A 26985-nucleotide genomic window follows, 5' to 3' on the forward strand; every position below is an offset into this window, starting at 1 on the left:
ACCTCGCAATATCTTTGCCACCCTGTGTATAGCGGCCAAGCCCCTGTACAATGCCCGTTTTTTTAGCCCGCTCGGTGTGCCTATGTCTGATACCAAACCGTCCGAATTGAAAAACGACCGCTTTCTTCGCGCCCTTCTGCGCCAGCCAGTGGATCGAACGCCCGTGTGGATGATGCGACAGGCGGGGCGCTACCTGCCGGAATATCGAGCCAGCCGCGCCGAAGCTGGCAGCTTTATGGATCTGTGCCGCAATACTGAGCTGGCCTGTGAGGTAACGCTGCAACCTCTGGAGCGCTACCCGCTGGACGCCGCTATTCTGTTTTCCGACATCCTGACTATTCCCGATGCCATGGGCCTGGGTCTCTATTTCTCTGAAGGAGAGGGCCCCAAGTTCCACAAGCCCCTGCGAACGGCGGCTGATATCGAAGCCCTGGAAGTGGTGAACAGCGAAAAGGATTTGGACTATGTGATGAATGCGGTGTCCACCATTCGCCGCGAGTTGAATGGTCGCGTGCCACTTATCGGCTTCTCCGGCAGCCCCTGGACGTTGGCGACTTATATGGTTGAAGGTGGCTCCAGCAAGGATTTTGCCCGCTGTAAGGAAATGCTCTACAACCGCCCTGAGCTGATGCACCAGTTACTCACGGTGCTGGCCGACTCTGTTACCGATTACCTGAACGCCCAGATTCGCGCTGGTGCCCAGGCCGTACAGATCTTTGATACCTGGGGCGGGGCACTCAGCCACAGTGCTTACCGTGAATTCTCCCTGAAATATATGCAGAGAATTCTCCAGGGGCTGATTAAAGAAGTCGACGGTCGTCGAGTGCCGGCCATCCTGTTCACTAAGGGAGGCGGTCAGTGGTTGGAAGCAATGGCTGATACTGGCGCTGACGCCCTGGGCTTGGATTGGACTACAGACATTGGCAGTGCCCGCGCCCGAGTGGGAGACAAGGTGGCCCTGCAAGGCAACTTGGATCCAGCTGTTCTCTACGCGAGTCCCGAACGAATTCGCACAGAAGTGGCGGCTGTTTTGAAGTCTTTTGGTCAAGGTAGTGGCCACGTTTTCAATTTAGGTCACGGAATTACCCCGAAGGTAGACCCCAAACATGCCGGAGCCATGATTGAAGCTGTGGTAGAACTGTCAGCCCAATATCACGCCTAAACTGGCCACTGATCTCTGAGTCTGTGAATACAGTCTCACTTTGGGCGGGTGAACCTTAATATCTCTCCATGATATAAAGGTGAGCTTGCCCAGAGGACCGAGGATCTTACGCCACGGGGTCTTTCAGGGCAGCGTTTTAGCGTTAACTACAGTTGTCGGCACCTTCCCCAGTGGCAATCGAACAAGCAAAAATTTCTGTCGGTGATTTACAGCGCGGCATGTTTGTCTCCAAGCTCGACAGGCCTTGGACACGCACTCCATTTGCGCTGCAGGGTTTTTATATCCGCGATTTGGAAGAAATTCGGCAGCTACAGAAATACTGCCGGTTTGTTTATGTCGATATACACAAAACTGTCGGCAGTGCCGGAGTTACCCTGCGCCGATTACTCGGGGGCAGCGACACTTCCGCAAAGGGCCGTGCTTCCGGCCGCACAGCGGTCACTATCCCCTGCAAACCTGTCACTGTTTCCCATAAAAAATACCCCCCGCAGCCGGCGCAACGGGAAGCCAGTAATGCGCGCAAGCTCCACGGCCAGATCCTCTATGGTATGAATGAGGTAATGGGGCTTGTCTCCAACAACAGGCCCATACCGGTGCAGCAGGTCAACCAAGTCGTTGAGGATTTAGTAGAAAGTGTGCTGCGCAGTCCCGATGCGTTTGCCTGGCTGGCTCGTGTGCGAGATAAGGATGAGCACACCTACAGTCACTCGGTGCGTGCCAGTATTTGGGCGGTGCTATTCGGCCGCCATATCGGTCTTTCACGCAGTGATTTACTAAAGCTCGGGGTGGCTACTCTGCTGAAGGATGTAGGCAAGCTGGCTATCGACGGGGAAGTGCTGCAGATGAAGCAGCGCGACCCGCGCAGTGAATTGGAGTATCGAAAGTTTGTGCAGCACAGCGTCAAGATGCTGTCGGCAGACCCACAAATAGATCCGAAGGTTATCGAAGTCATTAGTGCCCACTGCGAGCGCCACGATGGTAGTGGTTACCCTGAGGGCTTGCGCGGTGACAGGATTTCAGTGTTGGCGCGCATGTGCGGAATAGTGACTTTCTATGATGAAGCCACTAATCCAAGAGGTTCCAGTGAGCCGGTAGCGCCATCCCGGGCAGTTGCCAAGTTGTATGACCTGAGAGGTATCGCCTACCAGGAACAGTTGGTAGTGGAGTTCATTCAGGCTATTGGCCTCTATCCCACGGGTACTCAGGTGGAGTTGTCCACCGGAGAAGTCGGCGTGGTGGTGGAACAGACCTACGACCGGCGCTTGCGACCAAAGGTAATGATCGTTCTCGATGGGCAAAAACAAACGCTCAGCAGGCCTCGCCTGTGTGACTTGGCTGAAGTTGAGGATCGAGAACAGAAGCTTATCGAGCGTGGCAAGATGAGTGTCGAGGAAAAGATCAGTATCCTCAGGGATATAGAACCCGGAGCTTACCCCCAGGTGGATGCGGCGAATATTCGCGACAATTATTTATTCCGCGGTGGCCGACTGGGGCAGCTGCTGACGCGTCTGACCAAATAAGCGCTCTCTTTCCCGAAGCGGCAGTGAAAACTGCCGCGGTCTCTTATTAATATCAGTCCTTGCCGGATAATAAATTGCCGAAATGCTCACCCATGCGCACGGGCGACTCGGCCTCAAGTTGGTCGAGCCAGCTCACTTGGTCTGCGCCAAATAGCATAATGACGGTAGAGCCCAGCTTAAAGCGTCCCATCTCCTCACCTTTCTCCAAGTGGATGGGTGCCTTATCCAGATAATCTGTGTTGATGACTTTGCGCTGGATAGGAGCGACTTGTCCGGCCCAAACGGTTTCGATACCGGCGACAATCATTGCACCCACCAGGATCATTGCCATAGGGCCCGCTTCCGTATCGAATACGCAGACTAGGCGCTCGTTGCGCGCGAACAGGCGCGGAACGTTTTCTGCAGTTACCGTATTTACAGAGAAGAGTTGTCCGGGCACATAGGTCATGCTGCGCAGGGTGCCGGCCATGGGCATATGCACACGGTGATAATCCTTCGGTGACAGATACACGGTGGCGAAGTGCCCGTCATTAAATTGCGCCGCTACCTTGGGATCACCGCCCACCAGTTCAACCAGGCTGTAGTCGTGACCTTTAGCCTGGAAAATACGGCCGTTATGGATCTGGCCCAGCTGGCTGATGGCGCCGTCGGCAGGGCTGGCGAGGGTGTGTTGCCCTTCAATAATGGGGCGGGCTCCGTCTACCAGCTCGCGGGTAAAGAATTTATTGAAGGTGCGGTAGGCAGTACAGTCGCTCTCTTTGGCCTCCTGCATATCTACACCGTACTTCTCAACAAACCAGCGGGTGAAAGGATCTTTGATCCACTTGAGCTCTGTATTCGCCAACCAGCCGGCAGCGCGGGAGAGTGCATGTTGCGGCGTTAGGTATTGCAGGGCGGCAAAAAGTTTAGGGTTCATAAATCTACGTCTTTTCTCAATGTATCTACTGCTGTACCGGAGTATTGGGCAAATTGCCCCACTCACTCCAGGAGCCTGGATAAGCGCGAATATCCAATCCCAGGGACTTGCCCACTAACCAGGTAAAAGCGGAGCGGTGATGGCTCTGGCAGTGGGTGACAATCTTGTGTGAGCTATCAATTCCCAGTGCAGCGAGGAATTCACGGGCATCCGCACGAATACGCAAGTCTTTTTGCGGATCCATCAATTGGGTCCACTCGCAATTGATTGCTCCAGGGATATGACCGCCCTTCATGGCCAGGACCCGCTCACCGCGATATTCCTGGGGTGAGCGAGCATCCCAAACAAGGAATTCATCATTGCCCAGTTGATCCTGGATTTGCTGGGCGTCCATCGCAGCTGCGTTGTTGACGGTGACTTGAATATCACTCGGCTCAATATCCGGTGCCTCGGTAATGAGAGGAAGGCCGGCGCCTCGCCAGGCCAACATGCCACCATTCAAGTAGCTGTAATTGCGGTGGCCTATCATTTCCAAGGTCCACAAAAAGCGCCCAGCCCAACCGCCGCCTTCGTCGTCACAGGCGACCACATGTTGTTCCGGCTTTAAGCCGATAGCTTGAAAAATCTGGGTCAGCTGTTCGATACCGGGAAGTTTGCCCGGTGCGGGGGCGGTGCCAGCCATCAGCGCCTGGAACGGCAAGTGAACAGCCCCTGGAATATGGCCGTTGAGATAATTGTGGGGTGAGCTGAGGTCTACAATAAGCAGTTCTTCGCGCTCAAGCTGAGTCGCGAGTTCTTCAGCTTCGATGATCAGTTTCAAAACTTGTTCTCCGATTCCAGGCTGTTGCGCAAATGCAGAAAACTATTCATGCGGCGCTCGCTAATTTTTCCATCGGTCAGTGCCTTATGGATAGCGCAACCGGGTTCGCCCTGGTGGCGGCAGTCGCGAAAGCGGCAGTGCCCGATAAATGGTCGGAATTCGACAAAACCTTCCAATAGGGCGGCCTCCTCCATATGCCAGAGTCCAAATTCGCGAATACCGGGGGAGTCTATCAGATCACCCCCACTGGGCAGGTGAAACAGTTCCGCCGCTGTGGTGGTGTGAGTCCCCTTCTGTGTGGCCTCTGACAAGGCACCGGTGCGGGCGCCGGCACTGGGAAGCAGTGCGTTGACCAGGGATGATTTGCCCACCCCGGACTGCCCTACAAAAACGCTACATCCCTGCGCAAGGGTTTCCAGCAGCTCCGGCAGGCCTTCGCCAGTTTTGGTGGATAACCGTAAAACCGGATAGCCGAGCCCCGGGTAGGGGGCGAGTAGCTCCTCCAATGAATCGCGATTGCGCTCATCGATCAGGTCGGTTTTGTTGAGCAGCAGCATAGGTGCTATGCCGGTGGTCTCTGCAGCTACTAGGTAGCGGTCTATGGCATTGGCAAAAGGTTCGGGATAAGGGGCGATAACGATCAATATGCGATCGATATTGGCTGCGACAGTTTTCAGGTCGCCGTAGCGATCGGGTCTTTGCAGCTCGGAATTGCGCGGCAGGCGCGCGCCGATAACACCAATGCCTCCGTCGCTATCTTCACTGGCAGGGTGCCAGGCAACGCGATCGCCGGTCACCAGGGTTTCGATATTGGCGCGCAAATGGCAGCGCTGGCGCAGGCTCGGATCACTCTCGCTCTCTACTAAAACCTGTGTGCCATAGTTGGCGATAACCAGGCCGATCTGTTCCTGCCCCAGTTGCCCCTCTTCCAGGGCCTCTTCGGCAGATTGCTCGCGCTTGCGGGCGCGGGCTTCGCGTTCCTGCTGGATTTTGTTGATACGCCACTGTTGGCGGCGATTTAATTTGCGTTTACTCATGCACTAGCACCTGGAGACTAGCGGCGGATTATAGCTATTGCAGGGTAGTTGCGGTAACTTGCGCGGAAAGTTTGAGGAGACCCGTTGTGGATCAGAACAACCTGATCTGGATTGACCTGGAGATGACAGGCCTGAATCCGGACAAAGAGCGCATTATTGAAATTGCCACAATCGTGACGGATTCACGCCTGGAGATTCTCGCCGAGGGTCCCTCAATGGTCATCCACCAGAGCGATGCCTTGCTAGATGCAATGGATGAATGGAATACCGAACAGCACGGTGGTTCCGGGCTGGTAACGCGGGTTAAAGAGTCCAGTATTTCCGAAAGGGACGCGGAAAGGGAGACCCTGGAGTTCTTGCGACACTGGGTCCCTGAGGGAGCATCTCCCATGTGTGGCAACTCTATCGGCCAGGACCGCCGCTTCCTGGTGAAATATATGCCGGAGTTGGAATCCTATTTCCACTACCGAAACCTGGATGTCAGCTCGGTGAAGGAATTGGCTCGCCGCTGGCGCCCAGAGGTTTTGGACGGGGTTAAAAAACACAGCAGCCATTTGGCGCTCGACGATATCCGCGATTCTATCGAGGAATTACGCCACTACCGCGAGACTTTTTTCCGCCTCTGACGACCACCCCTGATTAGCCAGCGGGCTTGCGTTTGATTTTACGCTTGCGCCTGCGCCCGCTGCGCAACCGCTCCAGCGCCCAATCGATATGCTCCAGAACCAGGGGCGTGGCGTCGGCGCGGGCACTCTCCAGGGTATCGATGACTTCGGGCGTGGCCTCCCCATTGCCTAAGGCAACAGCCAGGTTGCGCAGCCAGCGCTCGTGGCCGATTCGGCGAATCGCCGAACCCTCAGTCTTGCGCAGGAACTCCTCTTCGCTCCAGGTAAACAACTTCAGCAGCTCGCCATTGTCCAGTCCATGTCGTGGATGAAAATCTTTTTCCTTGGTGGGTTTGGCGAATTTATTCCAAGGGCACACTATTTGGCAGTCGTCGCAGCCGTATATCCGGTTGCCGATGGGCTCGCGAAATTCCTCAGGGATTGGGCCTTTGTTTTCAATAGTGAGGTAGGAGATGCAGCGCCGCGCATCCAGGGTGCGGTCATCGATAAAGGCATCGGTGGGGCAAACCCTGAGGCAGGCGACACAGTCGCCACACTGATCATGCTCCTCGCTGATATCTATGGGGAGTGGCAGGTTGGTGTAGATTTCGCCGAGGAAAAAGTAAGAGCCGGCGGTCGAATTCAGTACCAGCGTATTTTTACCAATCCAGCCCAGGCCGGCCTTGGCTGCCAGGGCCTTCTCCATTACCGGGGCGCTGTCGGTAAAAGCCCGACCTTTCGATTCAATGCCCCGCTCGGCGCAATAGGTATCAATTTGCTTTGATAGATTGGCCAGGCGTTTGCGGATCAACTTATGGTAATCGCGGCCATTCGCATAGCGGGATACATAGGCCTTACTCGAATCCTTCAACACTTTAATCGGCTGGGTGTCCGGCGGCAGGTAGTCCAGACGCACGCTGATTACCCGCAGTGTTCCCGGCTCCAATAATTCGGGGCGCCAGCGTTTCTCACCGTGAGCGCCCATCCAGTCCATATCAGCGTGATAGCCCGCATCAATCCAGGCGCGCAGGCGTTCCCCTTCCTCCTCCAGCTGGCAATCGGTAATACCCACTTGTTGGAAGCCCAGTTCTCTGCCCCAAATTTTGATCTGTTGGGCTAAGTCGGCGAGCAGTGATTCGGTCATAGATAAAGCGGCTCGATATTCCCTGCAAGCACAATGCCTGGCCGGGGCGGTATACTTTGCGGTTGGCGCAAACGATGGCGATGTAATTGCCTATTTTGCCACAGATGAATTCTTGACCACATCGCGGGAGCTGCATGGACACGCCTCAACCTCTATACAGTGCCGAGTCGGTACGTGAGCTGGATCGACAGACGATTGCTGCACTGGAAATCCCCTCCATTCAACTGATGAAGCGCGCCGGTCGCGCGGCTTTTTCACATCTACGCAGGCACTGGCCGGAGATCGGCCGCCTCCAGGTTTTCTGCGGTGGTGGGAACAACGGTGGGGATGGCTATGTGATTGCCGCCCTCGCCGCGCAAAAGAAAATCCCGGTCACCGTCTATGCGTGTACCGATCCTCAGCACTTGAGGGGCGATGCCCGGGAGGCCTATGAGTACGCCTGCAGGGAAGGTGTCCAGGTGGTGAACTCTCTCGCAGAACTGGATACGGCGGATGCCAATACACTGATTGTGGATGCATTGCTGGGAACGGGCTTTAGCGGTGAGCTGCGCTCCGGCGTGGCGCATGCGGTTGAGCGAATCCGCAAAAGCCCTGGCCCGGTGTTGGCTGTGGATATCCCCTCCGGTCTGAGTGCCGATACCGGCAGTGCCGGCGAGGCGGTCAGTGCCGATATAACGGTGACTTTTATCGGCCGCAAAATGGGGCTCTACTGCGGTCGCGGCCCGGCGCTCTGCGGAGAGGTAATTTTCGAAGGCTTGGGGGCACCTGAGGCTGCCTACCGAGCAGTTGAGCCTTTGGCTATGCGTTACGAGGCTGATGCCATCCGTCGCCTGCCAGCGCGTGCCGCCGATAGCTTTAAAAACCAGTTTGGCCATATTTTGGTTGTCGGCGGTGATACCGGATTTGGCGGTGCTGCATTGATGGCTGCGCAATCCTCAGCGCGCTGTGGAGCCGGGCTGATTTCCCTGGCGACCCGCCCTGAGCATTTGTCCGCAGCGTTAACTCGCAGTCCAGAAGTGATGGCCCATCCGGTGATTTCCGGGCAGGAGCTGGAACCGCTGCTCGAAGGCCCCAGCGTAATTGCAGTGGGCCCCGGTTTGGGACGCTCCCCCTGGAGTGAGCAGCTGCTGGCGCGAGCCGGCCGAGCTGAGGCGCCCTTGGTCGTAGATGCCGATGCATTGAATATTCTCGCCGAGGGCCGGGTTCTGGCCGGGGTCCGGCGGGATGACTGGGTGTTGACCCCACATGTGGGGGAGGCCGCCCGCCTCCTGGGTTGTGATACCGCCGAGGTGCTCGCCGATCCGCGCGCAGCTGCTATTGCAGTTCAGCAAAAATTCAGTGGCGTGGTGATATTAAAAGGCGCCGGCACCCTGATTGCACATGATGGTGGTGTTGACCTTATCAACAGCGGTAACCCGGGTATGGCTTCCGGTGGTATGGGAGACCTTCTCACCGGTATTGTTGCAGCATTGATTGGCCAGCACTTGCCGCTGGTGGAGGCTGCCCGACTGGCGGTGTGGTTACATGGAGAGGCGGGTAATCGCGCTGCCGAAGAGGGTATGCGGGGATTACTCGCTACGGATTTATTGCCCTGGATTAGACGTTTGGTAGATTGATGGCGAGTGAATTGAAATTACATTTGGCCGATGAAGCAGCCACCGTATCCGGCGGCAGCTCGCTCGGGCAGGCCTGTCTTGCGGCGGGCCTGCAACAGGGGCTGACGCTGTATTTAAATGGCCAGCTGGGCGCGGGAAAGACAACTTTTTGTCGGGGGGTACTGAGGGCCTTTGGGCACGAGGGTGCGGTAAAGAGCCCCACCTACACCTTGGTGGAACCCTACGAACTCGAGGCTCACCGGGTTTACCACTTCGATCTTTATCGTCTGGGTGACCCGGAAGAGTTGGAGTTTATGGGGGTGCGGGATTATTTCTCTGCGCAGAGCTTGAGCCTTGTAGAGTGGCCTGAGCGGGGCGAGGGCATATTGCCCGCTCCAGACTTGGAAGTTGAGTTGGAAGTGCCGGAAAGTGGTCGCCAGCTCAGGTTAATTGCGCACTCGCCCCAGGGGGAGCGCGTAATAGACCTGCTGCAAAAGCTGCTGCGAGCATCCTGAAAACGCCTGAACACAGGGAAATACTGATACCAATAAGCAAAGGGGCTGGGAAGTAATGAGTTTTATGTGGCGGTCTCTGTTCGTTGTCGCGCTGTGGCTGGCAGTTTTCCTGCCAGCTTCTGCGACGCAAGTGGAAGGTGTGCGCGTCTGGCGAGCACCCGACCATACGCGTCTGGTTTTAGATTTGAGCGGCCCGGCAGAGCACAAGTTATTCACCCTCAAGAGTCCCCACCGGGTGGTTGTCGACCTCTCTGATACCGAGTTGAAGGCCGAGCTGGACAAGTTGGACCTGGAGAAGACGCCGATCGCCCGGGTGCGCCACGCCCGTCAGAATAAAAAAGATCTACGGGTTGTATTGGACCTTAAGCAGCAGGCCAATCCGCGCAGCTTTGCTTTGCGGCGCCATGAAAACCTGCCGGATCGATTGGTGATCGATCTTTACGACGAGGTTAAAGGCAGCGAGAAGACGCTGGAGCAGGTCAGTAGTGAACGCAATATCATTGTCGCTATTGATGCAGGGCACGGCGGGGAAGACCCCGGGGCTTCCGGTCCCGGTCGCTTGCGGGAAAAGGATGTGGTGCTGGCGATTGCCAAACAGCTGCACAAAAAGATAAACGGTGAGAAGGGCTTTACCGCCAAACTGGTGCGCACCGGGGATTACTATATTCCTCTGCGGGAACGGGTAAAAATTGGGCGCAATATGCGTGCGGACCTTTTTGTGTCGATCCACGCCGATGCCTTTACCCGTAAAGATGCCCGTGGCGCTGGGGTCTATGCGGTCTCTTCCCGAGGCGCAACCAGTGAAACCGCCCGCTTTTTGGCCGCGCGGGAAAACGAATCCGATCTTATCGGTGGTGCCGGCAGTTTGAGCCTGGGCGATAAGGATGACACCCTTGCCGGCGTATTGCTCGACCTCTCCATGACTGCCACCATGAATGCCAGCCTGGATATCGGCGCCAGTGTGCTGTCACAGATTGGCACCGTCACTCACCTGCATAAAAAACAGGTGGAGCAGGCCAATTTCTCGGTGCTGCGTTCGCCGGATGTGCCTTCAATTTTGGTGGAGACGGGTTTTATTACTAATCCCCAGGAAGCGAAACGCCTGCGCGATCCCAGTTTCCAGCGCAAGCTGGCGCAAAAGCTCAGTGACGGTATAGTGGCGCACTTTAAGAGTCGCCCCCCGGCGGATACCTGGCTCGCCGCCAACCAGAGCGATAAGTCTCGCAACCACGTTATTGCCCGCGGGGAGACCCTTTCGGGTATCGCGGCGCGATATAATATTTCCGTCGCCGCCCTGATGAGAGCGAATGGCATCAAGAACTCCGTGATTCGAGTGGGGCAGATCCTGAGCATTCCTTCCGGCTGAGACCTCAGTGTCGAGCGGTCCTTGCAGCATTAACAGGCCAGATTCATGCACGATAAAATCCAGCAACTCTCTCCCCGCCTTGCCAACCAGATCGCGGCTGGTGAAGTCGTTGAGCGCCCGGCATCAGTAATCAAGGAGTTGCTGGAAAACAGCCTTGATGCGGGCGCTACACGACTTGAGGTCGATGTGGACGGCGGGGGTAGCAAGCGCATGAAAGTGCGCGATAACGGCAAGGGCATAGAGCGGGAAGACCTGCCAATGGCCCTGGCCCGCCATGCGACTTCCAAGATTCACGCTTTGGAGGATCTGGAGGCGGTGGCCACCCTGGGCTTTCGCGGTGAGGCCCTCGCCAGTATTTCCTCGGTGGCGCGTCTGGCATTGACCAGCAGCCGCGATGAAAGCGGCAAGGGGTGGCAGGTAAGTGCGGAGGGCCGCGACATGCAGGCACAGCTCGCGCCCTCGGCTCACCCCCGTGGCACCACGGTGGATGTGCGCGACCTGTTCTTCAATACGCCCGCTCGGCGGAAATTCCTGCGCACAGAAAAAACAGAATTCAATCGCATTGACGAGACGATTAAGCGCTTGGCGCTGTCCCGATTTGATGTCTCTATCAGCCTGCGCCACAACGGCAAGGGTGTGCATAATCTGCGCGCGGGCACCGGGCGGGTGGAAATGGAGCGCCGTGTCGCCCAGGTGTGTGGGCCGGCGTTTATGCAGAATGCGCTGCATATCGACGTGGAGCGCAGCGGCCTGCGCCTGTGGGGGTGGGTTGCGGAGCCCGCATTCTCGCGCTCCCAGGCCGACTTACAATTCTTTTATGTCAATGGCCGGGCTATTCGCGACAAAGTGGTCAGCCACGCGGTGCGCCGGGCGTTCGCCGATGTTTTGTACCACGGTCGACATCCGGCATTTGTACTTTACCTGGAGCTGGACCCGGCTTCCGTCGATGTGAATGTGCACCCGACCAAACACGAAGTGCGTTTTCGCGATAGTCGCCTGGTGCATGACTTCCTGTTTGGCAGTTTGCATCGGGCCCTGGCGGATGTGCGCCCGGGGCAGAAAGAGGAAACAGAAAGCGAGCCGGAGCAGGAACGCCAGGAACAGGTCACGGGTTTGCAGGCCGGTGAATTTGCCGGGCAGCATAAAATGCCACTCAGCAATCGCCCCTCGCCCTCAAATTTGCGCGAGCAGATGAATGCTTACGGCGCTCTGCACCAACCGTATGAGGACTCATCTCCGGCGACACAACAGCTGCAGGATGCCCCTAGCAGCCGGCCAGTGTCTGTGCCCCAAGCGTCTTCCGGGGCGACCATAGGGGCCGGTGCGAGCATTGAAAGCGAATCAGAAGTGCCGCCGCTGGGCTTTGCCCTGGCGCAGTTGCACGGAATCTATATTCTCGCGCAAAACGAGCACGGGATGGTTGTTGTCGATATGCACGCTGCCCATGAGCGCATTGTCTATGAGCAGATGAAAGTGGCTTATGCGGCCGGTGGAATCCAGGCTCAGCCCCTTCTGGTTCCTGTAAGCCTGGCCGTCAGCCAGCGGGAAGCGGACTGCTTCGAGGAGCGCAGCGAGGTGTTTACCGCGCTTGGTTTCGTATTGCAGCGGGCCGGCCCGGAGACTTTGCTGGTGCGCCAGGTACCCACAATGCTACACGGCGCGGAAGTGGAACAGCTGGTGCGCGATGTACTCTCAGACCTGCTCGGCGAAGGCGACAGCGCCCGTATTGGTGAGCGTATCAACGAAGTGCTGGGGACAATGGCTTGTCACGGTTCTGTTCGCGCAAATCGACGCCTGACAATCCCGGAAATGAATGCTCTGTTGCGGGACATGGAACGCACGGAGCGCAGTGGCCAGTGTAACCACGGTCGCCCGACCTGGACCCAGGTTAAACTGGCAGATATGGATAAGTGGTTTATGCGCGGCCAATAGGTACGCGGCAGAAGTGGGTGGTAGTTTGAATAACAGCTTGCCGGGTGATCAGCCCCGTGTAATTTTCTTGATGGGTCCAACGGCCTCCGGCAAAACGGATCTGGCCATGGCGCTCGCCGATCGTTTGCCCGTGGAATTAATCAGTGTTGATTCCGCTCTCGTATATCGAGGCCTTGATATCGGCTCGGCCAAGCCCTCAGTAGAAGAGCTAGCAGCATACCCTCACCGCTTGATCGATATCTGTGACCCGTCTGAGTCCTATTCGGCAGGTCGTTTCCGCAAAGATGCGCTGGAAGCTATGGCAGAAATTAGCGCTGCTGGTAAAGTGCCATTACTGGTTGGCGGAACTATGTTGTATTTCCGTGCTCTGTTGGAAGGCATGGCAAAATTGCCTGAGGCGGACGCAGCGGTGAGAGCAGAAATAGAAGCTCGCGCAGAGCGTGAAGGGTGGCCCGCATTGCATGCAGAGCTGGCCCAGGTGGACCCGCAGTTGGCGGCAGAGCTACATCCCAACCATTCGGTGCGTATCGAAAGGGGGCTGGAAGTTTACCGCCTCACCGGTGTTCCGCTTTCGCAGTTGCGTCGCGAGCAGGAAGCTGGGGGAATACAGGAGCAGTACCAGGTGTGCCAGATGGCCATTATGCCCCGCGATCGCTCCCTGCTTCACCAGCGCATCGAACTGCGTTTTCGCAAGATGCTAGCGGCGGGCTTTATTGATGAAGTCAAGGGTCTGCTGGACCGAGGAGACCTGCACGAGGACTTACCGGCAATTCGCGCGGTGGGATATCGACAAGTTTGGCAACACTTGCAAGGCCAAACCGATTACGATGATATGGTGGCCGCTGGAATTGCGGCGACGAGGCAGCTTGCCAAGCGCCAGTTAACCTGGCTGCGGCGCTGGCCAGACCTGCTAACTTTGTACACTCAGGATGAGCAAGGTGGGGTGCGTGAGAATGACGAAATATTGGCTGAAGCCTTGAAATTTCTCGCTTAAGCATCCATAACGTGGTTGGGCTATTAAACGACAAGCCCGTTCAGTCAGTTTTCACAGAGTCCGGCCTTTTCCGGCTCGCTACTACACTACTTATACGCGTATTCAACCTCAGTCGTTTTTTGATCCGCGCTCTTCGCGGGTGCGATTGCGGCCTGCATACCGCATTCAGCTTTTTGACAAGGAGAAAAAAGATGTCAAAAGGGCACAGCTTACAAGACCCTTACCTCAACGTATTGCGCAAAGAGCGTATTCCGGTTTCTATCTATCTGGTAAACGGCATCAAGCTCCAAGGGCAAATTGAATCCTTCGACCAGTTCGTGGTGTTACTCAAAAATACTGTGAGCCAAATGGTGTATAAGCACGCCATTTCTACGGTTGTTCCGTCGCGTGCAGTGCGCGTACCGCTATTGAATCCCGCAGCCCAGCACGGCGGCGAGGGTAATGGTGAAGGCGGTGAGCGCGAATCCTTTAGCTAAAAGATCCGTATCAATTTCACCTGCCCCCCGTTTTGCCGGGGCGCCAGCAGCTCGGTGAGCCCCTTGCAGGGCTTGCCGGTTGTCACCTCAGTCAGGGCTTATCGCGCCCTTTTCGCAATAGAGAATTCCCATTGTTTTTCGATCGACCGGAATCCGGTGAGCTCGCAGTACTGGTACACCTAGAACTCTCCGCCATCGACAGTCCCGACGACCCTCGTGAATTTGAGGAGTTGGCCCTATCTGCCGGAGCAGATCCTGTCAGTTTTATTTTCGGCCAGCGCGCCACTCCAGACCCAAAGACCTTTGTTGGCCGAGGTAAGTTGGAGGAGATTCGCCAGGTGGTCAAAGATCAGGAAGCCGCCTTGGTTATCTTTGATCACATCCTGTCTCCGAGTCAGGAGCGCAATATTGAGCGCGAATTAAAGTGCCGGGTGCTGGATCGCACAGGACTTATTCTGGATATTTTTGCCCAGCGTGCGCGAACTCACGAGGGTAAGCTTCAGGTGGAATTGGCCCAGCTGCGCCATATGGCAACGCGGCTGGTGCGAGGTTGGACCCACCTGGAGAGGCAAAAGGGTGGTATCGGCTTGCGTGGGCCCGGAGAAACCCAGTTGGAGACAGACCGGCGATTGCTGCGCGCGCGCATAGACTCCATCGAGAAGCGGCTGGAAAAGGTACGCCGCCAGCGGGAGCAGGGGCGCCGCGCGCGTTCCCGGGCAGAAATGGCCACCGTATCTCTGGTTGGCTACACCAATGCGGGCAAGTCGACCCTGTTTAATCGCCTGACCGATGCAGATGTCTATGTCAGGGACCAATTGTTTGCCACCCTCGACCCGACCATGCGCAGGGTTGAATTACCCAATGTTGGCGCCATGGTATTGGCTGATACGGTGGGATTTGTCTCTCACTTGCCGCATAAACTGGTAGAGGCATTCCGGGCAACCCTGGAAGAAGCCGCCAGTGCGACGTTGCTTCTACATGTGGTGGACGCTGCGGCAGATGATCGGTTACACCTGATGGAAGAGGTGCAAACGGTTCTGGAGGAAATTGATGCTTCAGAACTGCCGCAACTGGTGGTTTATAACAAAATTGACCTGCTGGCAGATTTTGAACCGCGTATAGACCGGGATGATCAGGGTGTACCCCGGGCAGTTTGGCTCTCTGCGGTAACAGGCGCGGGTTGTGAACTTTTAATTGAGGCTATTGCCGAGCGCCTGGGCGAGCAAATGGTGCGCGGGCAACTGGTAGTGAAGCCTCATCAGTCCAGACTGCGAGCGCAGCTATTTGAAATTAATGCGGTACAGTCGGAAGTCTATCGCGACAATGGTGACTGCGAATTGCAAATATTATTGCCGCGTAGTGATTTCCAGCGTCTGCTGGCGCCACATATTGCTGGCAATGACGCGCCGGAATGGGTTTTGGAAGAACCCATTGCTGAGTAGTTGTCGTATAAACATTGATTTTAAAATTCAGGTCATATTGCGACCTTTAGTCGAATTTGTTCGGGGTTGGTCTCCGCAGACTGCCCACTTGCCTCAGGCTAGGGCCTGTCGGCAATATTTTGTCGGCAATGGATGCTAGAATCCGCCGAAGTAAAAGATTAAGTGATCATAGTTGGAGTAAGTTAAATGGCCTGGAATGAGCCGGGTGGTAACAATAAAGACCCCTGGGGTGGTGGCGGTAACCGCAATAACGGAGGCCCGCCCGATCTCGATGAACTACTGCGAAAAATTCAGCAGAAACTAGGTGGCCTGTTTGGTGGTGGTGGCAGCGGCAGCCCAAGTGGCGACTCTGTCAAATTTCCCTGGGTACTGGTTATTGGTCTCGCCGTATTGATTTATGGCGGCCTGGGGATTTACCAGGTCAACGCCAACGAACAGGCGGTTGTTTTGCGCCTGGGCAAATACCACTCCACGGAATCTGCTGGCCTGCACTGGAATCCGCCGCTTATCGATAACGTCACCAAGGTCAATATGACTGAGGTGCGTACCGAGCGCACTACCGGTCAGATGCTGACCGAAGACGCCAATATCGTAGAAGTGGTACTCACTGTGCAGTGGCAGGTTGGGGATGCTGAGTCTTTTGTACTGCGTGTTCGCGATCCGGTGAAGAGCTTGCAGGAAGCCACCGACAGCGCCCTTCGTCACGTGGTGGGCTCTCTCACTTTAAACGGTGTGATTTCCCAGAACCGGACCCAAGTATCTGCCGATACGCAGGAACGATTACAGGAATATCTGGACCTGTACCAGACCGGTATACGCATTGATGTGGTTAACCTGACTGATGCTAAGGCGCCGCGCGAAGTGCAGGATGCGTTTGACGATGTAACCAAAGCCCGTGAGGACGAGGTGCGTCTGCAAAATGAAGCTCAGGCTGATGCTAACCAGATAATCCCGGTTGCCCGCGGTCAGGCTCAGCGCATTATCGAAGAGGCCGAGGCATACAAAGCCCGCGTCATCGAGAGTGCCCGAGGTGAAGCTGTGCGCTTTGAGAAACTGCTGGCTGAATATGAGCGTGCCCCGGAAGTTACCCGCGAGCGTCTCTACCTGGATGCGGTACAGGACGTGATGGCCAACACCTCCAAGGTGATGGTGGATGTCGAGGGCGGCAATAACATGATGTACCTGCCACTAGATAAATTGGCACAAGGCGGCGCTGGAGCAGCGCGAGCAGCCCAAAGCCAGGACACCTCGCCTGTAATGATTGAGGAAGTCTATCAGCGTGTTATTGAGCGCCTTCGTCGGGATGACGCCAGCACCCGTCGCAGTCAGACTATTCGCTAGGAGGGGATGATATGAATAACAAAACACTGGGTATCATTGTTGTCATCCTGGTTGGAGTACTGGTACTTTCTTCCAGCGCCTTTGTAGTGAAAGAGACTGAAAAAGCCGTGTTACTGCGCTTTGGTGAGCTGGTGCGCACCTACACCGAGCCGGGTCTCTACTTCAAAATCCCTTTTGCGGAAAGGTTGCGCAAGTTTGATGCGCGTATTCAGACGGTGGATTCCAGCCCCGTTCGTATGCTCAACAGTGAAAACAAATTCATGATGGTTGATTCGTATGCCAAATATCGAATCTCTGATGTGGATAAGTTTTATATCGCCACTCGTGGTGACGATCGCAATGCGGTGCGCCTGCTGTCGGAGCGGATCAATGATCAGCTCCGGAACGAGTTTGGTGTGCGCGATCTGCATGAGGTAGTCAGTGGCGAGCGCGATGAGTTGATGGCGGAGATCACCAAGAACCTGAATAAGGTGGCTCAGGATGACCTGGGAGTGCATGTGATTGATGTGCGCGTCAAGCGGATTGACCTGCCACCGGAAGTCTCCGAGTCTGTGTTCCAGCGTATGCGCGCTGGCCGTGAGCTGGAGGCGCGGGATCATCGCGCCAAGGGTCAGGAGGCCAGTGAGCGTATCAAGGCTAATGCCAATCGCCAAAGAGTGGTGATTGAGTCTGAGGCCTACCGCCAGGCGGAAGAGTTACGCGGTGCGGGTGATGCAGAGGCGGCAGCTATTTACGCTGCGGCCTACAGCAAGAATCCGGAGTTTTACCGCTTTACCCGCAGTCTGCAGGCTTATAAGGAGTCCTTCCGGAGCAAGTCAGATATGCTGCTGGTCGATCCAGATAGCGAATTCTTCCGCTACCTGAAAGACCCGAAAGGAGAGTAGGGCTGAAAATGCTGTGTAGCACTGGGCAACTGGTGCTATAGGCGCCGGGTTAGATTCGATAACCCTACCTTCCTGTTAGCACTTGATGCTAAAATCACGCAAACCGGGCCCAGCCCGGTTTTTTTGTGGGAAGTGCTGCGGCTCGTTTGTGGCAAGCGCTGTGGCACCGCAATTTCTTCGCTGACGAATTCATTTCATCATGACTCAAGCCGATCGCTGGATGTTACCGGATGGCATTGCAGAAATTCTGCCTGCGGATGCCGTGCAATTGGAGACTCTGCGCCGCCAACTACTGGACCTCTACCACTGTTGGGGGTACGAGTTGGTGATACCGCCGATGTTGGAATTCACCGAGTCCCTCCTGATTGGGATGGGCCATGATGTAGATCTGAGCACCTTTAAGGTCACCGACCAGATATCTGGTCGCACTTTGGGTATACGCGCGGATATGACTCCGCAGACTGCCCGGATCGATGCCCACAGCTTTCCCCGCAGAGGCGCTAACCGCCTCTGCTATGCCGGTCAGGTGGTGTACACCAAGCCGCGAACCCCGATGGGTTCGCGAGCGCCGATACAGGTTGGTGCCGAACTGTTTGGTGTGGACAACCTCGGTGCAGACCTCGAGGTGATCTCGCTGATGCTGCAAAGCCTTCAGGTAGCGGGTGTCAGCCAAGTGCACCTGGACCTGGGCCACGTCGCGATTTACCAGAGTCTGGTTGAAGCGGCGGGCCTCAATGACGAGCAGCGCAGCGCCCTGTTGGCAATGTTACAGAGCAAGGCGACTGCTGATCTGTGCGAGTGGGTCGAGGAGAATGTTGGCGACCAGAAGGCTGCCGAGTGGCTGAAGGCACTCCCGGGGCTGGTTGGGGGACGGGAATGCCTGGATAAGGCTCGTGAACTCTTTTCTGGAGCCCCGCAAAATTTGTTGGCGGCAGTCTCCGATTTGAGGCAGGTAGCTGAGGCTCTGAATGAGCGTTATCCAGAGGTGACACTGTTCTTCGATTTGAGTGAAGTACGCGGCTACGACTATGAAACAGGTCTGGTATTCGCCGCCTACACACCGGGCCACGGCCAGGCATTGGCCAACGGTGGACGCTACAACGGTATCGGAGCCGTGTTTGGGCGCGATCGCCCAGCAACAGGCTTCAGTAGTGACCTGGTGGCATTGAGTAATCTGGGCAGCGCCGCCGTTGAAGAGGGCGCTGCGATACTGGCGCCAGATGTCAGAGGCTCCCAGGGCGCTGAACTGTGGAAGGCGATTCACGAGCTGCGGGCTCAAGGCGAAGTGGTCATCACAGCTCTCGCTGGTGGTGCCGATAGTGAACTGGATTCCCGCTGTGACCGCGAGTTGGTTGCTGAGGGTGATTCGTGGGTAGTAAAACCACGAGACTGATTTTTCGGGCGCAGTGGATGTGCCTATTATCGCGCGGGCCTACCCGCAGACATCCATTTATGTGGGGCCCCGGCTCCCGCAGAGAAAAACCTGAGTTTAGAGATTTATACAGATGGGCAAGAACGTAGTAGTACTAGGTACCCAGTGGGGCGATGAGGGCAAGGGCAAGATTGTCGATTTGCTAACCGAGAAGGTCTCGCTAGTAGTGCGTTTCCAGGGTGGTCACAATGCGGGCCACACCCTGGTTATCGATGGCGAAAAAACCGTACTGCACCTGATTCCCTCCGGTATCCTGCGCCCCAGCGTAACCTGCTTGATCGGTAATGGTGTGGTGCTCTCCCCGGAGGCGCTGCTGAAAGAGATGGCTGAGCTGGAAGAGCGCGAAGTTCCTGTGCGCGAGCGCCTGCGTCTTTCCCCGGCGTGTCCGCTGATCTTGCCTGTGCATGTTGCCCTCGACCAGGCCCGTGAAAAAGCACGCGGCGCCAAAGCGATCGGTACTACAGGTCGCGGTATTGGTCCCGCTTACGAAGATAAAGTTGCTCGTCGCGGTCTTCGTCTGGGTGATCTGTGCAACTGGGATAACTTCTGCCACCAGCTGAAAGAGCTGATTGATTACCACAACTTCGCCCTGACTGAATACTACAAAGTTGACCCGGTCAGTTATGAGGACACCGTTGAGCAGGCCAAGATCTGGCGTGAGCAACTGGTGCCGATGATCACCGACGTTGCCGACCACCTGCACAAAGCGCGCGAGAACGGAGAGCATATCCTGTTCGAAGGCGCCCAGGGTTCCCTGCTGGATATTGACCACGGTACCTACCCGTTCGTAACCTCCTCTAATACCACTGCTGGCGGTACCGCTACTGGTTCTGGTTTTGGTCCTCTGTACCTGGATTATGTATTGGGCATTACCAAGGCCTACACCACCCGCGTTGGCGGTGGCCCATTCCCTACCGAGCTGGACTGCGAAGTTGGTCGTCACCTGGGTGAAAAAGGTCACGAGTTTGGCGCTACTACTGGCCGCCAGCGCCGCACCGGTTGGTTTGACGCTGTTGCTGTGCGCCACGCGATCCGAATCAACAGTATTTCTGGCCTGTGCCTGACCAAACTGGATGTTCTCGATGGCCTCAAGGAGGTAAAGGTTTGTGTGGGCTACCGCAACAGCGCTGGTGAAGAAGTCCCAGTACCATTTGATGCGGCAGGTTGGGAAGGTGTCGAGCCGGTTTATGAGTCTATGCCCGGTTGGACAGAGAACACTGTCGGTGTGCGTCGTGAAGCGGATTTGCCGGCCAATGCACGCGCCTATATTGCTCGAATCGAAGAGCTGGTGGGCGCTCCGGTAGACATTGTTTCTACAGGCCCCGATCGCAACGAAACTATTGTTCGCGAATCTTCCGCTTTGTGCGAAATGGGTATTCACAACGCTAGCGTTTAAGCCCTGACCGCCCGGTTGTGAATGTGCAGTCTGGTGATGGCCTTGCTATTTTAAGTGAGGCCTCTGATCATTAGACCTGTTCCAAGTTATTGGTCGTGCACTACACGCAGGCTTATGACCTGAATTTAACCGGGCTAATTTATGTCATCTTCTGTTTCCGTTGCCAGTCGTTACAGTTTTGCTGAAGAGATCGCCAATAGTGTGACACATGGTGTTGGAGCTCTTCTGGCGATTGCCGGTCTGGGTGTATTGACCGGATTTGCTGCCCTGCGCGGGGACGCCTGGCATATTGTCAGCTCCAGCGTTTATGCCTCCACCCTGATACTCTGTTTCCTAGCCTCCACGCTGTACCACGCAGTCAGCCATATCGGCGCCAAAGCGATACTGCGGACCCTGGACCACTCGTCAATCTTTCTATTGATTGCTGGAACCTATACTCCCTTCACCCTGGTTACCCTGAGGGGCCCTTGGGGTTGGTGGCTGTTCGGTATTATTTGGGGGCTCGCGCTGATCGGATTGATTATTCAGTTCACTCCGCTGAAGAAGATTCGAGCTCTGTCTATCACTCTCAGTGCCTTGATGGGATGGGTCGTGGTGGCTGCTATCAAGCCGCTGTCGGATAGCCTAGAAACTGGCGGTTTGTGGCTGTTAGTTCTCGGTGGTCTCTGCTACACCGGCGGAATCGCTTTTTACCTCTGGCGCAGCCTGCGCTTCCACCATGCAATTTGGCATCTCTTTGTGCTGGCGGGCGGTATATTGCACTTCTTTGCGGTGCTGTTTTACGTCATTCCCTAATCTTCCCGTTTTGCGGCGGAGCTCACCCTAAAGGTGAGCAGCACGAACTTTCCTCTCATGTGACTGTCCAGTTTAATAGTGGGTGGGAAGTTCAACGGTTACCAGCCAATCCACCTTTCGGATAAGAGTGGCTCGTTCTACCCTTGAGCGAGCAAAAGTTGTGTCGAAGGTAACTCCATGCCCAAATTGCAATGGTTTCAATATCTGTCTGCCATCCTCGTGATAAGCGCAGTTCTCCTGGCTTCCAATACCCATGCACAAGAGAAAGCCGATCCGGCCTTCGAACAATGGGTAAAGGAGTTCCGCAAAACCGCGATTAAGAGTGGAATCTCTGCGGAGGTTTACGACCAAGCTTTTAAAGGAATCACTTCTCCAGACCAATGGGTTCTGGATCGTGCAGCCTATCAGCCTGAATTCAAAGCGCCGGTGTGGCAATACTTTGATAACCGGGTGCAAAAGAGAGCGATTGAGCGAGGCAAGCGGGAAAAGGAGAAAATGAAGCCCTGGCTGGATAAGATCCAGAAACGCTTTGGGGTGGACCCCAATATCCTGCTGGCGATCTGGTCTGTGGAGTCCAGCTTTGGAGGCATCCTCGGCAACGATAAGGTAATGCGCAGTGTCATTCGCTCCCTGGCAACACTGGCCTATGCGGATCCCCAGCGCAAAAAGTTTGGCCGACAGCAGTTGCTGGCTGCACTAAAAATCTTGCAGGCCGGTGATATTGAGGGCCAGCACCTATTGGGCTCGTGGGCCGGAGCTATGGGGCATACTCAATTTATCCCTACCAGCTACCAAGCCTATGCGGTGGATATCGATGGTGATGGTAAACGGGATATTTGGAATTCTATTCCGGATGCACTCGCTACCGCTGCCAATTTGCTATCCAGTAATGGCTGGCAGCGAGGTAAACCCTGGGGGTATGAGGTCAATATACCCGCTCGTAAAATGCCTGCAGGGAAAATGTCGGTAGCCGAATGGGAGAAGCTCGGTGTCACACGCGCCAATGGGGAGCCCTTTCCCAGCAAGAAAGCCATTGCCGAATTAAAGTTACCAGACGGCCGCAATGGCCCGGCATTTTTAGTGTTCAAGAACTTCTTTGTTCTCAAGCGTTACAACAATTCAGATCGCTATGCGATAGCTATAGGCCTGTTGGCAGACCGGATTGGCGGCGGTGCGCCTTTGGTAAATGATTGGAAGCGCCCATTTACTCCACTGGATAGTGTTCAAGTGGAAGAGTTGCAGAAGTTTCTCAAACAAAAAGGGTTTTACACCGGAGAAATTGATGGCAAGGCAGGTCCGGGTACCCGCAAAGCGGTGAGTGAATTTGAAAAGAGTGCCGGCGTTGAAGTTCAGGGTTACCCGAGCAAGGAAGTCCTGGAGTTGTTGAAGAAACAATAGAGACTCCCTAAAAGTTCTCATCCGGTAGGAGCGTATCCTGGAGTAGCTCCAGATTCTCGACAACACCCTCGGGTTCACGGAAGTAGGCGATGTGATACATCGCCTCGCCTTCCTGGACCAGAGGGATATTCTGTCGCCCAATAATGATTCCATCCTCATTGCAGATCAGTTGGTCCAGTTCCTGGCCGTATGGATCTGCAATGGTCGCCAATAGGTCGCCCCGGTAGACCTGATCCCCGAGTGCCTTAAGATGATTGGCGATGCCGCTATCCCCCGCGCGAAGCCAACCGCTGCGTCGAGCAACAAATGGCTCTATCACATTTGTCTTCCGGGTTTGCGGCAACATCTCCAAGTGCTTCATCATATTGATCACACCTTTAACACCGGCGCGGATACTGAGTTCATCAAAGCGCAGGGCTTCACCAGCTTCATAAAGTAATACTCTTACCCCGAGATCCGCGGCTGCTTGGCGCAGGGATCCATCGCGAATAGAAGCGTTGAGTAGCACGGGAACACCAAAGGCCTTGGCGAGTTTTCGGGTTTGCTCATCGTCCAAGTTAGCGCGAATTTGGGGGAGGTTACTGCGATGTACGGCTCCTGTGTGTAAGTCGATGCCATAGTCGCATTTGGTGACTATTTCCTTGAGGAAGACGTGAGCCATACGTGCGGCGAGAGACCCCTTTGCCGAACCTGGGAATGAGCGGTTTAGGTCGCGCCTGTCAGGTAGATAGCGGGTGTGCTGCAGTACCCCGTAAACATTAACCATTGGAACTGCAACCAGGGTCCCGCGCAATGACTTCAGGCGGCCGCTTTGGATAAGTCGGCTTATTATTTCAATACCGTTGAGTTCGTCACCGTGTATGGCGGCACAAACGAACATCTTGGGACCATCTTTTTTACCGCGCTGCACATAAACTGGGATTGCCATTTCTGTGCTTGTGTAAAGCCGCACAACGGGCAGATCAATATGGCAGGACTCGCCCCTGGCGACATGGACCCCGCCGATCTCAAAATCCGAGCGCTCTTCCATAACACTCATAGGCAAATAGATATACCCATAGTGTATAGGCAGATAAGAGTTGACCCGGGCAGCAAATGTTGATGCAGCTGCCCGAGTACTTCGCTACAGCTGCCCGATTGATTGGGCAGAAGTCGCCAGGTTATGAGAGCGGTCCCCATTTAGCCAGATACCGAGGGCAGGGCTCCAGTAGCCTGAGGGGTGGTACCACAGCCCAGTCTCTACATCCGCGAGCAAGTTAGTTCCCCGCCAGGCACTCGGCCCTTGATTGTGGGGGTCTTTTCCTTTCTCTCCAGCCTCCCCACCTTGTGACCACTGAGCGGCACCTTGGGTATCAAAAATCGCGAGTGGCTTGCCGTCGGGGTTGGAAAGGTAATGCTCGATATTGTCGGCAGTCCATTGGCAGAGAATGGCATTGGTTTGAGGTTGGTGAATCCAATGGCTTAAACCTCGGGACTTGCCGTCAATATTGTGAATTTCCCCCCAGATACCCAGGCTGCTCCAAATAGTGACAACGCGGCGCTGGCGGGTTGATTTTCGGTGGGTACATGTCTTGCTTAACCGCCGACCGAAGGGGTCGTAGCGGAAATAGGTTTTAAATTCCCCGCACTCCGCGTGGCTCATCAGGCCCCAGCCGTCGTACTGGTATTGATAATCCTTGCGGCCTGGTATGTTGCTTTCACTAATAATATTGCCGCGCTTGTCACTTTCTGTTTGAGGTTGAGTCGGACTTTGCTGTGCCCGCAGCGGGTTGGTCATTTGCAGGGGAGGGGATTTATCGAAGTGCCAGGAAAGTGCTTGACCTGACTCCATACCTACCAGGCGCCCAAATAAATATTTGTGATTACTGCGAACCTCCCCTTGAACCTGAAGGATATCTTGGCCTTTGGATTCGGTGCGAACAATGGCTTCACCATTGGCATCGATACCATACAGGGCTCCACAAGGGGCGAATGTATAAGACAAGTCGAGATTGTCGGAGCTGGCACTCTTTAACCAGCCGCGTTTGTCATATTGATACTGAAGGCTGAAATCCCGGATATCGGCGCTGTCGTGATGCTCTGCGGTTACCCGACCGCGGCTGTCGTATTTAAAGCGCACTGAGGAAAGGGCATTATCTGCCTGTACCAGCCTGTTGTGTTGGTCGTAGTGGAACTCACTATTTTGGCCACTGTTATTGCGAATACCGGTTAATACACCGCTGTTGTTATAATTGAAGTACCAGCGAGAGTCATTATCACAATATTCATGCAGGCTGCCGTCTATATTGTAATGCCAACGCCAAGATCGATCCTGTGGTGCCTTGTGGCTGACTAATTGCCCGTAGTGATCATATTCCCAGTAGTAATTCCCTACGGGGCTCTCCAGGCAGGTGAGTTCATCCCTTGGGCTGTAGATTAATTCCCAGTTGTTACCATCAGCGAAATTGATATGGCACGGGCGGCCCGCGTTGTCATAATCACAAAGAATACTCTGTCCACTGTCTCCGTGGATGGCATTGGGCAGGCCGCGTTCAGAGTAGTCCAGACCGTACTGGTGAATACCCAGGTGGGCTTCACGCAATTCACCCGCATTGCCATAACTCCACTCACGCCATACTTCGCCATTCATCTTAAGCGAAGTGATTCGTTGCCAGTGGTCGTACTCAAAGCTCAGGACTTTATCGTCTCTACGAACGGACTGCAGCTGGCCTTGCCCATCCCAGCTGAAGTCCACTTTGCCTCCCTCTGGGTCCTGAATCTGTGTGATCTGCCCCCTATCTGTATAGAGAAACAGCCAAACATGTTTTGCCGGGTCGACAATACGTTCTGGGCGTCCCTTCTCGTTAAACTTGTATTGCCATAGGGTCTCTCCATTGATAACTGCCGCTTGTAAATAGCCGCGATCGTCATAGAGATATCGATTACTAATATTGTGAGAGGTGGATCGGACAAGCCGGCCGAATTCATCGTGACGGAAGAAAAGCCTATGGCCGTTGGCCTGAATTTCTTCACTGAGATTACCGTAGGAATCAAAAAGCCAGCTAAGGCTACGAGATTGCTGCTGTTCAGAAATTCTCTGGCCGAACTTGTTAAAGCGTATATAAATGGGACCGGACAGCTCTGACTCGATCGTGCAGGTATTATGACTTGCGTGCCAGTTAAGACTGGTGATTAATTCATTGGACTGTATTAGCTGGCACCGGTCGTGTGTATCGTAGGTAAATTGATGAATTCCAGATTGGCTATTATTTAACTGTACCAACTGTGTATTGTTATATTGGTATCTTTCTCTTTTAAGGCCGCTACAACTTTCGAGTAGTTGACCATCTTGATAATTGTAGTTGCAGAGGTCGCTTTGACCTTCGGCAGCGTGGCTATTTATTAAATTATGGATATGACCGTTCTGGCAGTTAAATTCAACAACACGACCCCAGGAGCTGACCATTTTCTTAGGCAGGCCCTCCTGATAGTCGATTGTTATGGCGTTACCAAATTGATCCCTGATTTCTACAAGTGGTAGAGCGCTATTTACACCATCAGCGCGAAATATTTTGTGATGCTGATTGAATGTCGTCAATCGATAACTGTGCAGGCTTTGCCTGAATAACATCAACCGCTCAAAGCGGTTGTAGCACCCGTGACCAATGGCGGGTAATTTGAATTTTACAGACCTCCCTTCGGCAGTAACCAGCTTTACAACGTTATCGTGTACAACAAGCTTTTCACTGAGAGAGTGCCGCCAGCCCACACCAATGCCAGTATCCTCATTGAGAGAGGAGCGAAAATATCGTTTCCATTCAAACGGCAGCGGTCCAGGAATAAGTACGTCTGTTCGCTCGAAAGCGACTTCCCCTGTTGCGGTAACGACGTGCCCGTTAATTCGATGGCAACGATCTAAAGCTGGTACCACCTCGTTCTCGGGGTTAATACCAGGGGTATTGGTGAATTGCGTGGGGTTGTCTTCAGCTTCATACAGGAGGGGTAATATTGGTGCTGAATCGATACTAAAGCGATTAGACGTGATACTTGGCAGCTTTGGCCAAAAGCCCTCACTCACTGGAGTGGATGAGATGTTTTTTAAAGTATGTTCGACCTGAGAGAGCCAGCGCACAGCCGATGCAGGGCTCTCATGAGAAAGAGTAATTGTCGGAGGGGTAAGCGTATTGAGTAAGTTAGGTATTAGCTGGGTTAGACGTTCCGGTGTCATATTACAGT

General features: G+C 54.9%; 22 protein-coding genes. 16 read left to right on the forward strand and 6 right to left on the reverse strand.

Annotation, left to right across the window (positions count from 1 at the left end; genetic code table 11):
• Positions 1 to 82 precede the first annotated feature (82 nt).
• Both hemE and QT397_04600 read left to right on the forward strand, forming a co-directional pair.
• Positions 83 to 1162, forward strand: coding sequence for a uroporphyrinogen decarboxylase (gene hemE / locus QT397_04595; protein WNZ56648.1), 1080 nt, complete (start codon positions 83 to 85; stop codon positions 1160 to 1162).
• Between the two features lie 170 nt (positions 1163 to 1332).
• A complete protein-coding gene (locus QT397_04600) occupies positions 1333 to 2682 on the forward strand; it encodes a DUF3391 domain-containing protein (protein ID WNZ56649.1) in 1350 nt (449 codons plus the stop codon).
• A 52-nt stretch (positions 2683 to 2734) separates the two neighbouring features.
• Here the strand turns inward: QT397_04600 and asd are convergent, their stop codons facing one another.
• Genes asd through rsgA form a run of 3 tightly spaced genes read right to left on the reverse strand, consistent with a single transcriptional unit; the run spans position 2735 to position 5455 of the window.
• On the reverse strand, positions 2735 to 3598 hold the full coding sequence (gene asd / locus QT397_04605) for an archaetidylserine decarboxylase (protein ID WNZ56650.1): 864 nt from the start codon (positions 3596 to 3598) through the stop codon (positions 2735 to 2737).
• A 25-nt stretch (positions 3599 to 3623) separates the two neighbouring features.
• Positions 3624 to 4418, reverse strand: a complete 795-nt coding sequence (locus tag QT397_04610; GenBank protein WNZ56651.1) for a rhodanese-like domain-containing protein — start codon at positions 4416 to 4418, stop codon at positions 3624 to 3626.
• Complete coding sequence (rsgA, locus tag QT397_04615; GenBank protein ID WNZ56652.1) at positions 4415 to 5455, reverse strand: small ribosomal subunit biogenesis GTPase RsgA; 1041 nt, start codon at positions 5453 to 5455, stop codon at positions 4415 to 4417. Before rsgA ends, QT397_04610 begins: the two co-directional genes overlap by 4 nt.
• 86 nt (positions 5456 to 5541) lie before the next feature.
• Between rsgA and orn the strand changes: the two genes are divergently transcribed.
• The gene (orn, locus tag QT397_04620) at positions 5542 to 6081 is read left to right on the forward strand and encodes an oligoribonuclease (protein ID WNZ56653.1); all 540 of its coding nucleotides are present in this window, start codon (positions 5542 to 5544) and stop codon (positions 6079 to 6081) included.
• A 13-nt stretch (positions 6082 to 6094) separates the two neighbouring features.
• Here orn and queG read toward each other — a convergent pair whose 3' ends face one another.
• Complete coding sequence (queG, locus tag QT397_04625) at positions 6095 to 7204, reverse strand: tRNA epoxyqueuosine(34) reductase QueG (GenBank protein ID WNZ56654.1); 1110 nt, start codon at positions 7202 to 7204, stop codon at positions 6095 to 6097.
• A gap of 134 nt (positions 7205 to 7338) precedes the next feature.
• Between queG and QT397_04630 the strand changes: the two genes are divergently transcribed.
• From QT397_04630 to QT397_04690, 13 genes are all read left to right on the forward strand, one after another.
• Entirely contained in the window at positions 7339 to 8820 is a 1482-nt protein-coding gene (locus QT397_04630) for an NAD(P)H-hydrate dehydratase (GenBank protein WNZ56655.1), read from the forward strand.
• Positions 8820 to 9314 carry a tRNA (adenosine(37)-N6)-threonylcarbamoyltransferase complex ATPase subunit type 1 TsaE gene (gene tsaE / locus QT397_04635; protein ID WNZ56656.1) on the forward strand — a complete coding sequence of 165 codons (495 nt, stop codon included), beginning with the start codon at positions 8820 to 8822 and terminating at the stop codon, positions 9312 to 9314. The genes QT397_04630 and tsaE overlap by 1 nt, the downstream gene beginning before the upstream one ends.
• A 55-nt stretch (positions 9315 to 9369) precedes the next feature.
• Positions 9370 to 10680 (forward strand): N-acetylmuramoyl-L-alanine amidase, encoded by a 1311-nt coding sequence (locus QT397_04640; GenBank protein ID WNZ56657.1) that lies wholly within the window; start codon positions 9370 to 9372, stop codon positions 10678 to 10680.
• Between the two features lie 45 nt (positions 10681 to 10725).
• Positions 10726 to 12612, forward strand: coding sequence for a DNA mismatch repair endonuclease MutL (gene mutL, locus QT397_04645; protein ID WNZ56658.1), 1887 nt, complete (start codon positions 10726 to 10728; stop codon positions 12610 to 12612).
• Between the two features lie 70 nt (positions 12613 to 12682).
• The gene (miaA, locus tag QT397_04650) at positions 12683 to 13606 is read left to right on the forward strand and encodes a tRNA (adenosine(37)-N6)-dimethylallyltransferase MiaA (GenBank protein ID WNZ58496.1); all 924 of its coding nucleotides are present in this window, start codon (positions 12683 to 12685) and stop codon (positions 13604 to 13606) included.
• Positions 13607 to 13797: 191 nt separating this feature from the next.
• Positions 13798 to 14082 carry an RNA chaperone Hfq gene (gene hfq / locus QT397_04655; GenBank protein WNZ56659.1) on the forward strand — a complete coding sequence of 95 codons (285 nt, stop codon included), beginning with the start codon at positions 13798 to 13800 and terminating at the stop codon, positions 14080 to 14082.
• Between the two features lie 131 nt (positions 14083 to 14213).
• On the forward strand, positions 14214 to 15524 hold the full coding sequence (gene hflX / locus QT397_04660; protein WNZ56660.1) for a GTPase HflX: 1311 nt from the start codon (positions 14214 to 14216) through the stop codon (positions 15522 to 15524).
• Between the two features lie 186 nt (positions 15525 to 15710).
• Entirely contained in the window at positions 15711 to 16865 is a 1155-nt protein-coding gene (gene hflK / locus QT397_04665) for an FtsH protease activity modulator HflK (GenBank protein ID WNZ56661.1), read from the forward strand.
• An 11-nt stretch (positions 16866 to 16876) separates the two neighbouring features.
• Positions 16877 to 17749: a protease modulator HflC gene (gene hflC, locus QT397_04670; GenBank protein WNZ56662.1), complete on the forward strand. Its 873-nt coding sequence runs from the start codon at positions 16877 to 16879 to the stop codon at positions 17747 to 17749.
• Positions 17750 to 17948: 199 nt separating this feature from the next.
• A complete protein-coding gene (locus QT397_04675) occupies positions 17949 to 19142 on the forward strand; it encodes an ATP phosphoribosyltransferase regulatory subunit (protein WNZ56663.1) in 1194 nt (397 codons plus the stop codon).
• A gap of 112 nt (positions 19143 to 19254) precedes the next feature.
• Positions 19255 to 20577: an adenylosuccinate synthase gene (locus QT397_04680; GenBank protein ID WNZ56664.1), complete on the forward strand. Its 1323-nt coding sequence runs from the start codon at positions 19255 to 19257 to the stop codon at positions 20575 to 20577.
• A 141-nt stretch (positions 20578 to 20718) separates the two neighbouring features.
• A complete protein-coding gene (locus QT397_04685) occupies positions 20719 to 21372 on the forward strand; it encodes a hemolysin III family protein (protein WNZ56665.1) in 654 nt (217 codons plus the stop codon).
• Between the two features lie 177 nt (positions 21373 to 21549).
• On the forward strand, positions 21550 to 22770 hold the full coding sequence (locus QT397_04690; protein ID WNZ56666.1) for a lytic murein transglycosylase: 1221 nt from the start codon (positions 21550 to 21552) through the stop codon (positions 22768 to 22770).
• A gap of 7 nt (positions 22771 to 22777) precedes the next feature.
• On the opposite strand, the gene QT397_04695 is transcribed toward QT397_04690, so the two are convergent.
• Together QT397_04695 and QT397_04700 are read right to left on the reverse strand one after the other, a co-directional pair.
• Complete coding sequence (locus tag QT397_04695) at positions 22778 to 23800, reverse strand: succinylglutamate desuccinylase/aspartoacylase family protein (protein ID WNZ58497.1); 1023 nt, start codon at positions 23798 to 23800, stop codon at positions 22778 to 22780.
• 93 nt (positions 23801 to 23893) lie between these two features.
• Complete coding sequence (locus QT397_04700; protein ID WNZ56667.1) at positions 23894 to 26977, reverse strand: DUF6531 domain-containing protein; 3084 nt, start codon at positions 26975 to 26977, stop codon at positions 23894 to 23896.
• Between the last annotated feature and the right edge of the window lie 8 nt (positions 26978 to 26985).

The sequence above is a fragment of the Microbulbifer sp. MKSA007 genome, from assembly GCA_032615215.1.
Classification (GTDB): domain Bacteria; phylum Pseudomonadota; class Gammaproteobacteria; order Pseudomonadales; family Cellvibrionaceae; genus Microbulbifer.

What these genes read in the sequence shown, in the direction of transcription:
- QT397_04680 (WNZ56664.1), top strand. Translation starts at nt 19,255, where the DNA reads ATGGGCAAGAACGTAGTAGTACTAGGTACCCAGTGGGGCGATGAGGGC.
- QT397_04695 (WNZ58497.1), bottom strand. Translation starts at nt 23,800, where the DNA reads ATGGAAGAGCGCTCGGATTTTGAGATCGGCGGGGTCCATGTCGCCAGG.
- rsgA (WNZ56652.1), bottom strand. Translation starts at nt 5,455, where the DNA reads ATGAGTAAACGCAAATTAAATCGCCGCCAACAGTGGCGTATCAACAAA.
- asd (WNZ56650.1), bottom strand. Translation starts at nt 3,598, where the DNA reads ATGAACCCTAAACTTTTTGCCGCCCTGCAATACCTAACGCCGCAACAT.
- mutL (WNZ56658.1), top strand. Translation starts at nt 10,726, where the DNA reads ATGCACGATAAAATCCAGCAACTCTCTCCCCGCCTTGCCAACCAGATC.
- QT397_04675 (WNZ56663.1), top strand. Translation starts at nt 17,949, where the DNA reads ATGACTCAAGCCGATCGCTGGATGTTACCGGATGGCATTGCAGAAATT.
- QT397_04690 (WNZ56666.1), top strand. Translation starts at nt 21,550, where the DNA reads ATGCCCAAATTGCAATGGTTTCAATATCTGTCTGCCATCCTCGTGATA.
- QT397_04685 (WNZ56665.1), top strand. Translation starts at nt 20,719, where the DNA reads ATGTCATCTTCTGTTTCCGTTGCCAGTCGTTACAGTTTTGCTGAAGAG.
- hflC (WNZ56662.1), top strand. Translation starts at nt 16,877, where the DNA reads ATGAATAACAAAACACTGGGTATCATTGTTGTCATCCTGGTTGGAGTA.
- hfq (WNZ56659.1), top strand. Translation starts at nt 13,798, where the DNA reads ATGTCAAAAGGGCACAGCTTACAAGACCCTTACCTCAACGTATTGCGC.
- QT397_04640 (WNZ56657.1), top strand. Translation starts at nt 9,370, where the DNA reads ATGAGTTTTATGTGGCGGTCTCTGTTCGTTGTCGCGCTGTGGCTGGCA.
- miaA (WNZ58496.1), top strand. Translation starts at nt 12,683, where the DNA reads ATGGGTCCAACGGCCTCCGGCAAAACGGATCTGGCCATGGCGCTCGCC.
- queG (WNZ56654.1), bottom strand. Translation starts at nt 7,204, where the DNA reads ATGACCGAATCACTGCTCGCCGACTTAGCCCAACAGATCAAAATTTGG.
- hflK (WNZ56661.1), top strand. Translation starts at nt 15,711, where the DNA reads ATGGCCTGGAATGAGCCGGGTGGTAACAATAAAGACCCCTGGGGTGGT.
- QT397_04630 (WNZ56655.1), top strand. Translation starts at nt 7,339, where the DNA reads ATGGACACGCCTCAACCTCTATACAGTGCCGAGTCGGTACGTGAGCTG.
- hemE (WNZ56648.1), top strand. Translation starts at nt 83, where the DNA reads ATGTCTGATACCAAACCGTCCGAATTGAAAAACGACCGCTTTCTTCGC.
- QT397_04700 (WNZ56667.1), bottom strand. Translation starts at nt 26,977, where the DNA reads ATGACACCGGAACGTCTAACCCAGCTAATACCTAACTTACTCAATACG.
- tsaE (WNZ56656.1), top strand. Translation starts at nt 8,820, where the DNA reads ATGGCGAGTGAATTGAAATTACATTTGGCCGATGAAGCAGCCACCGTA.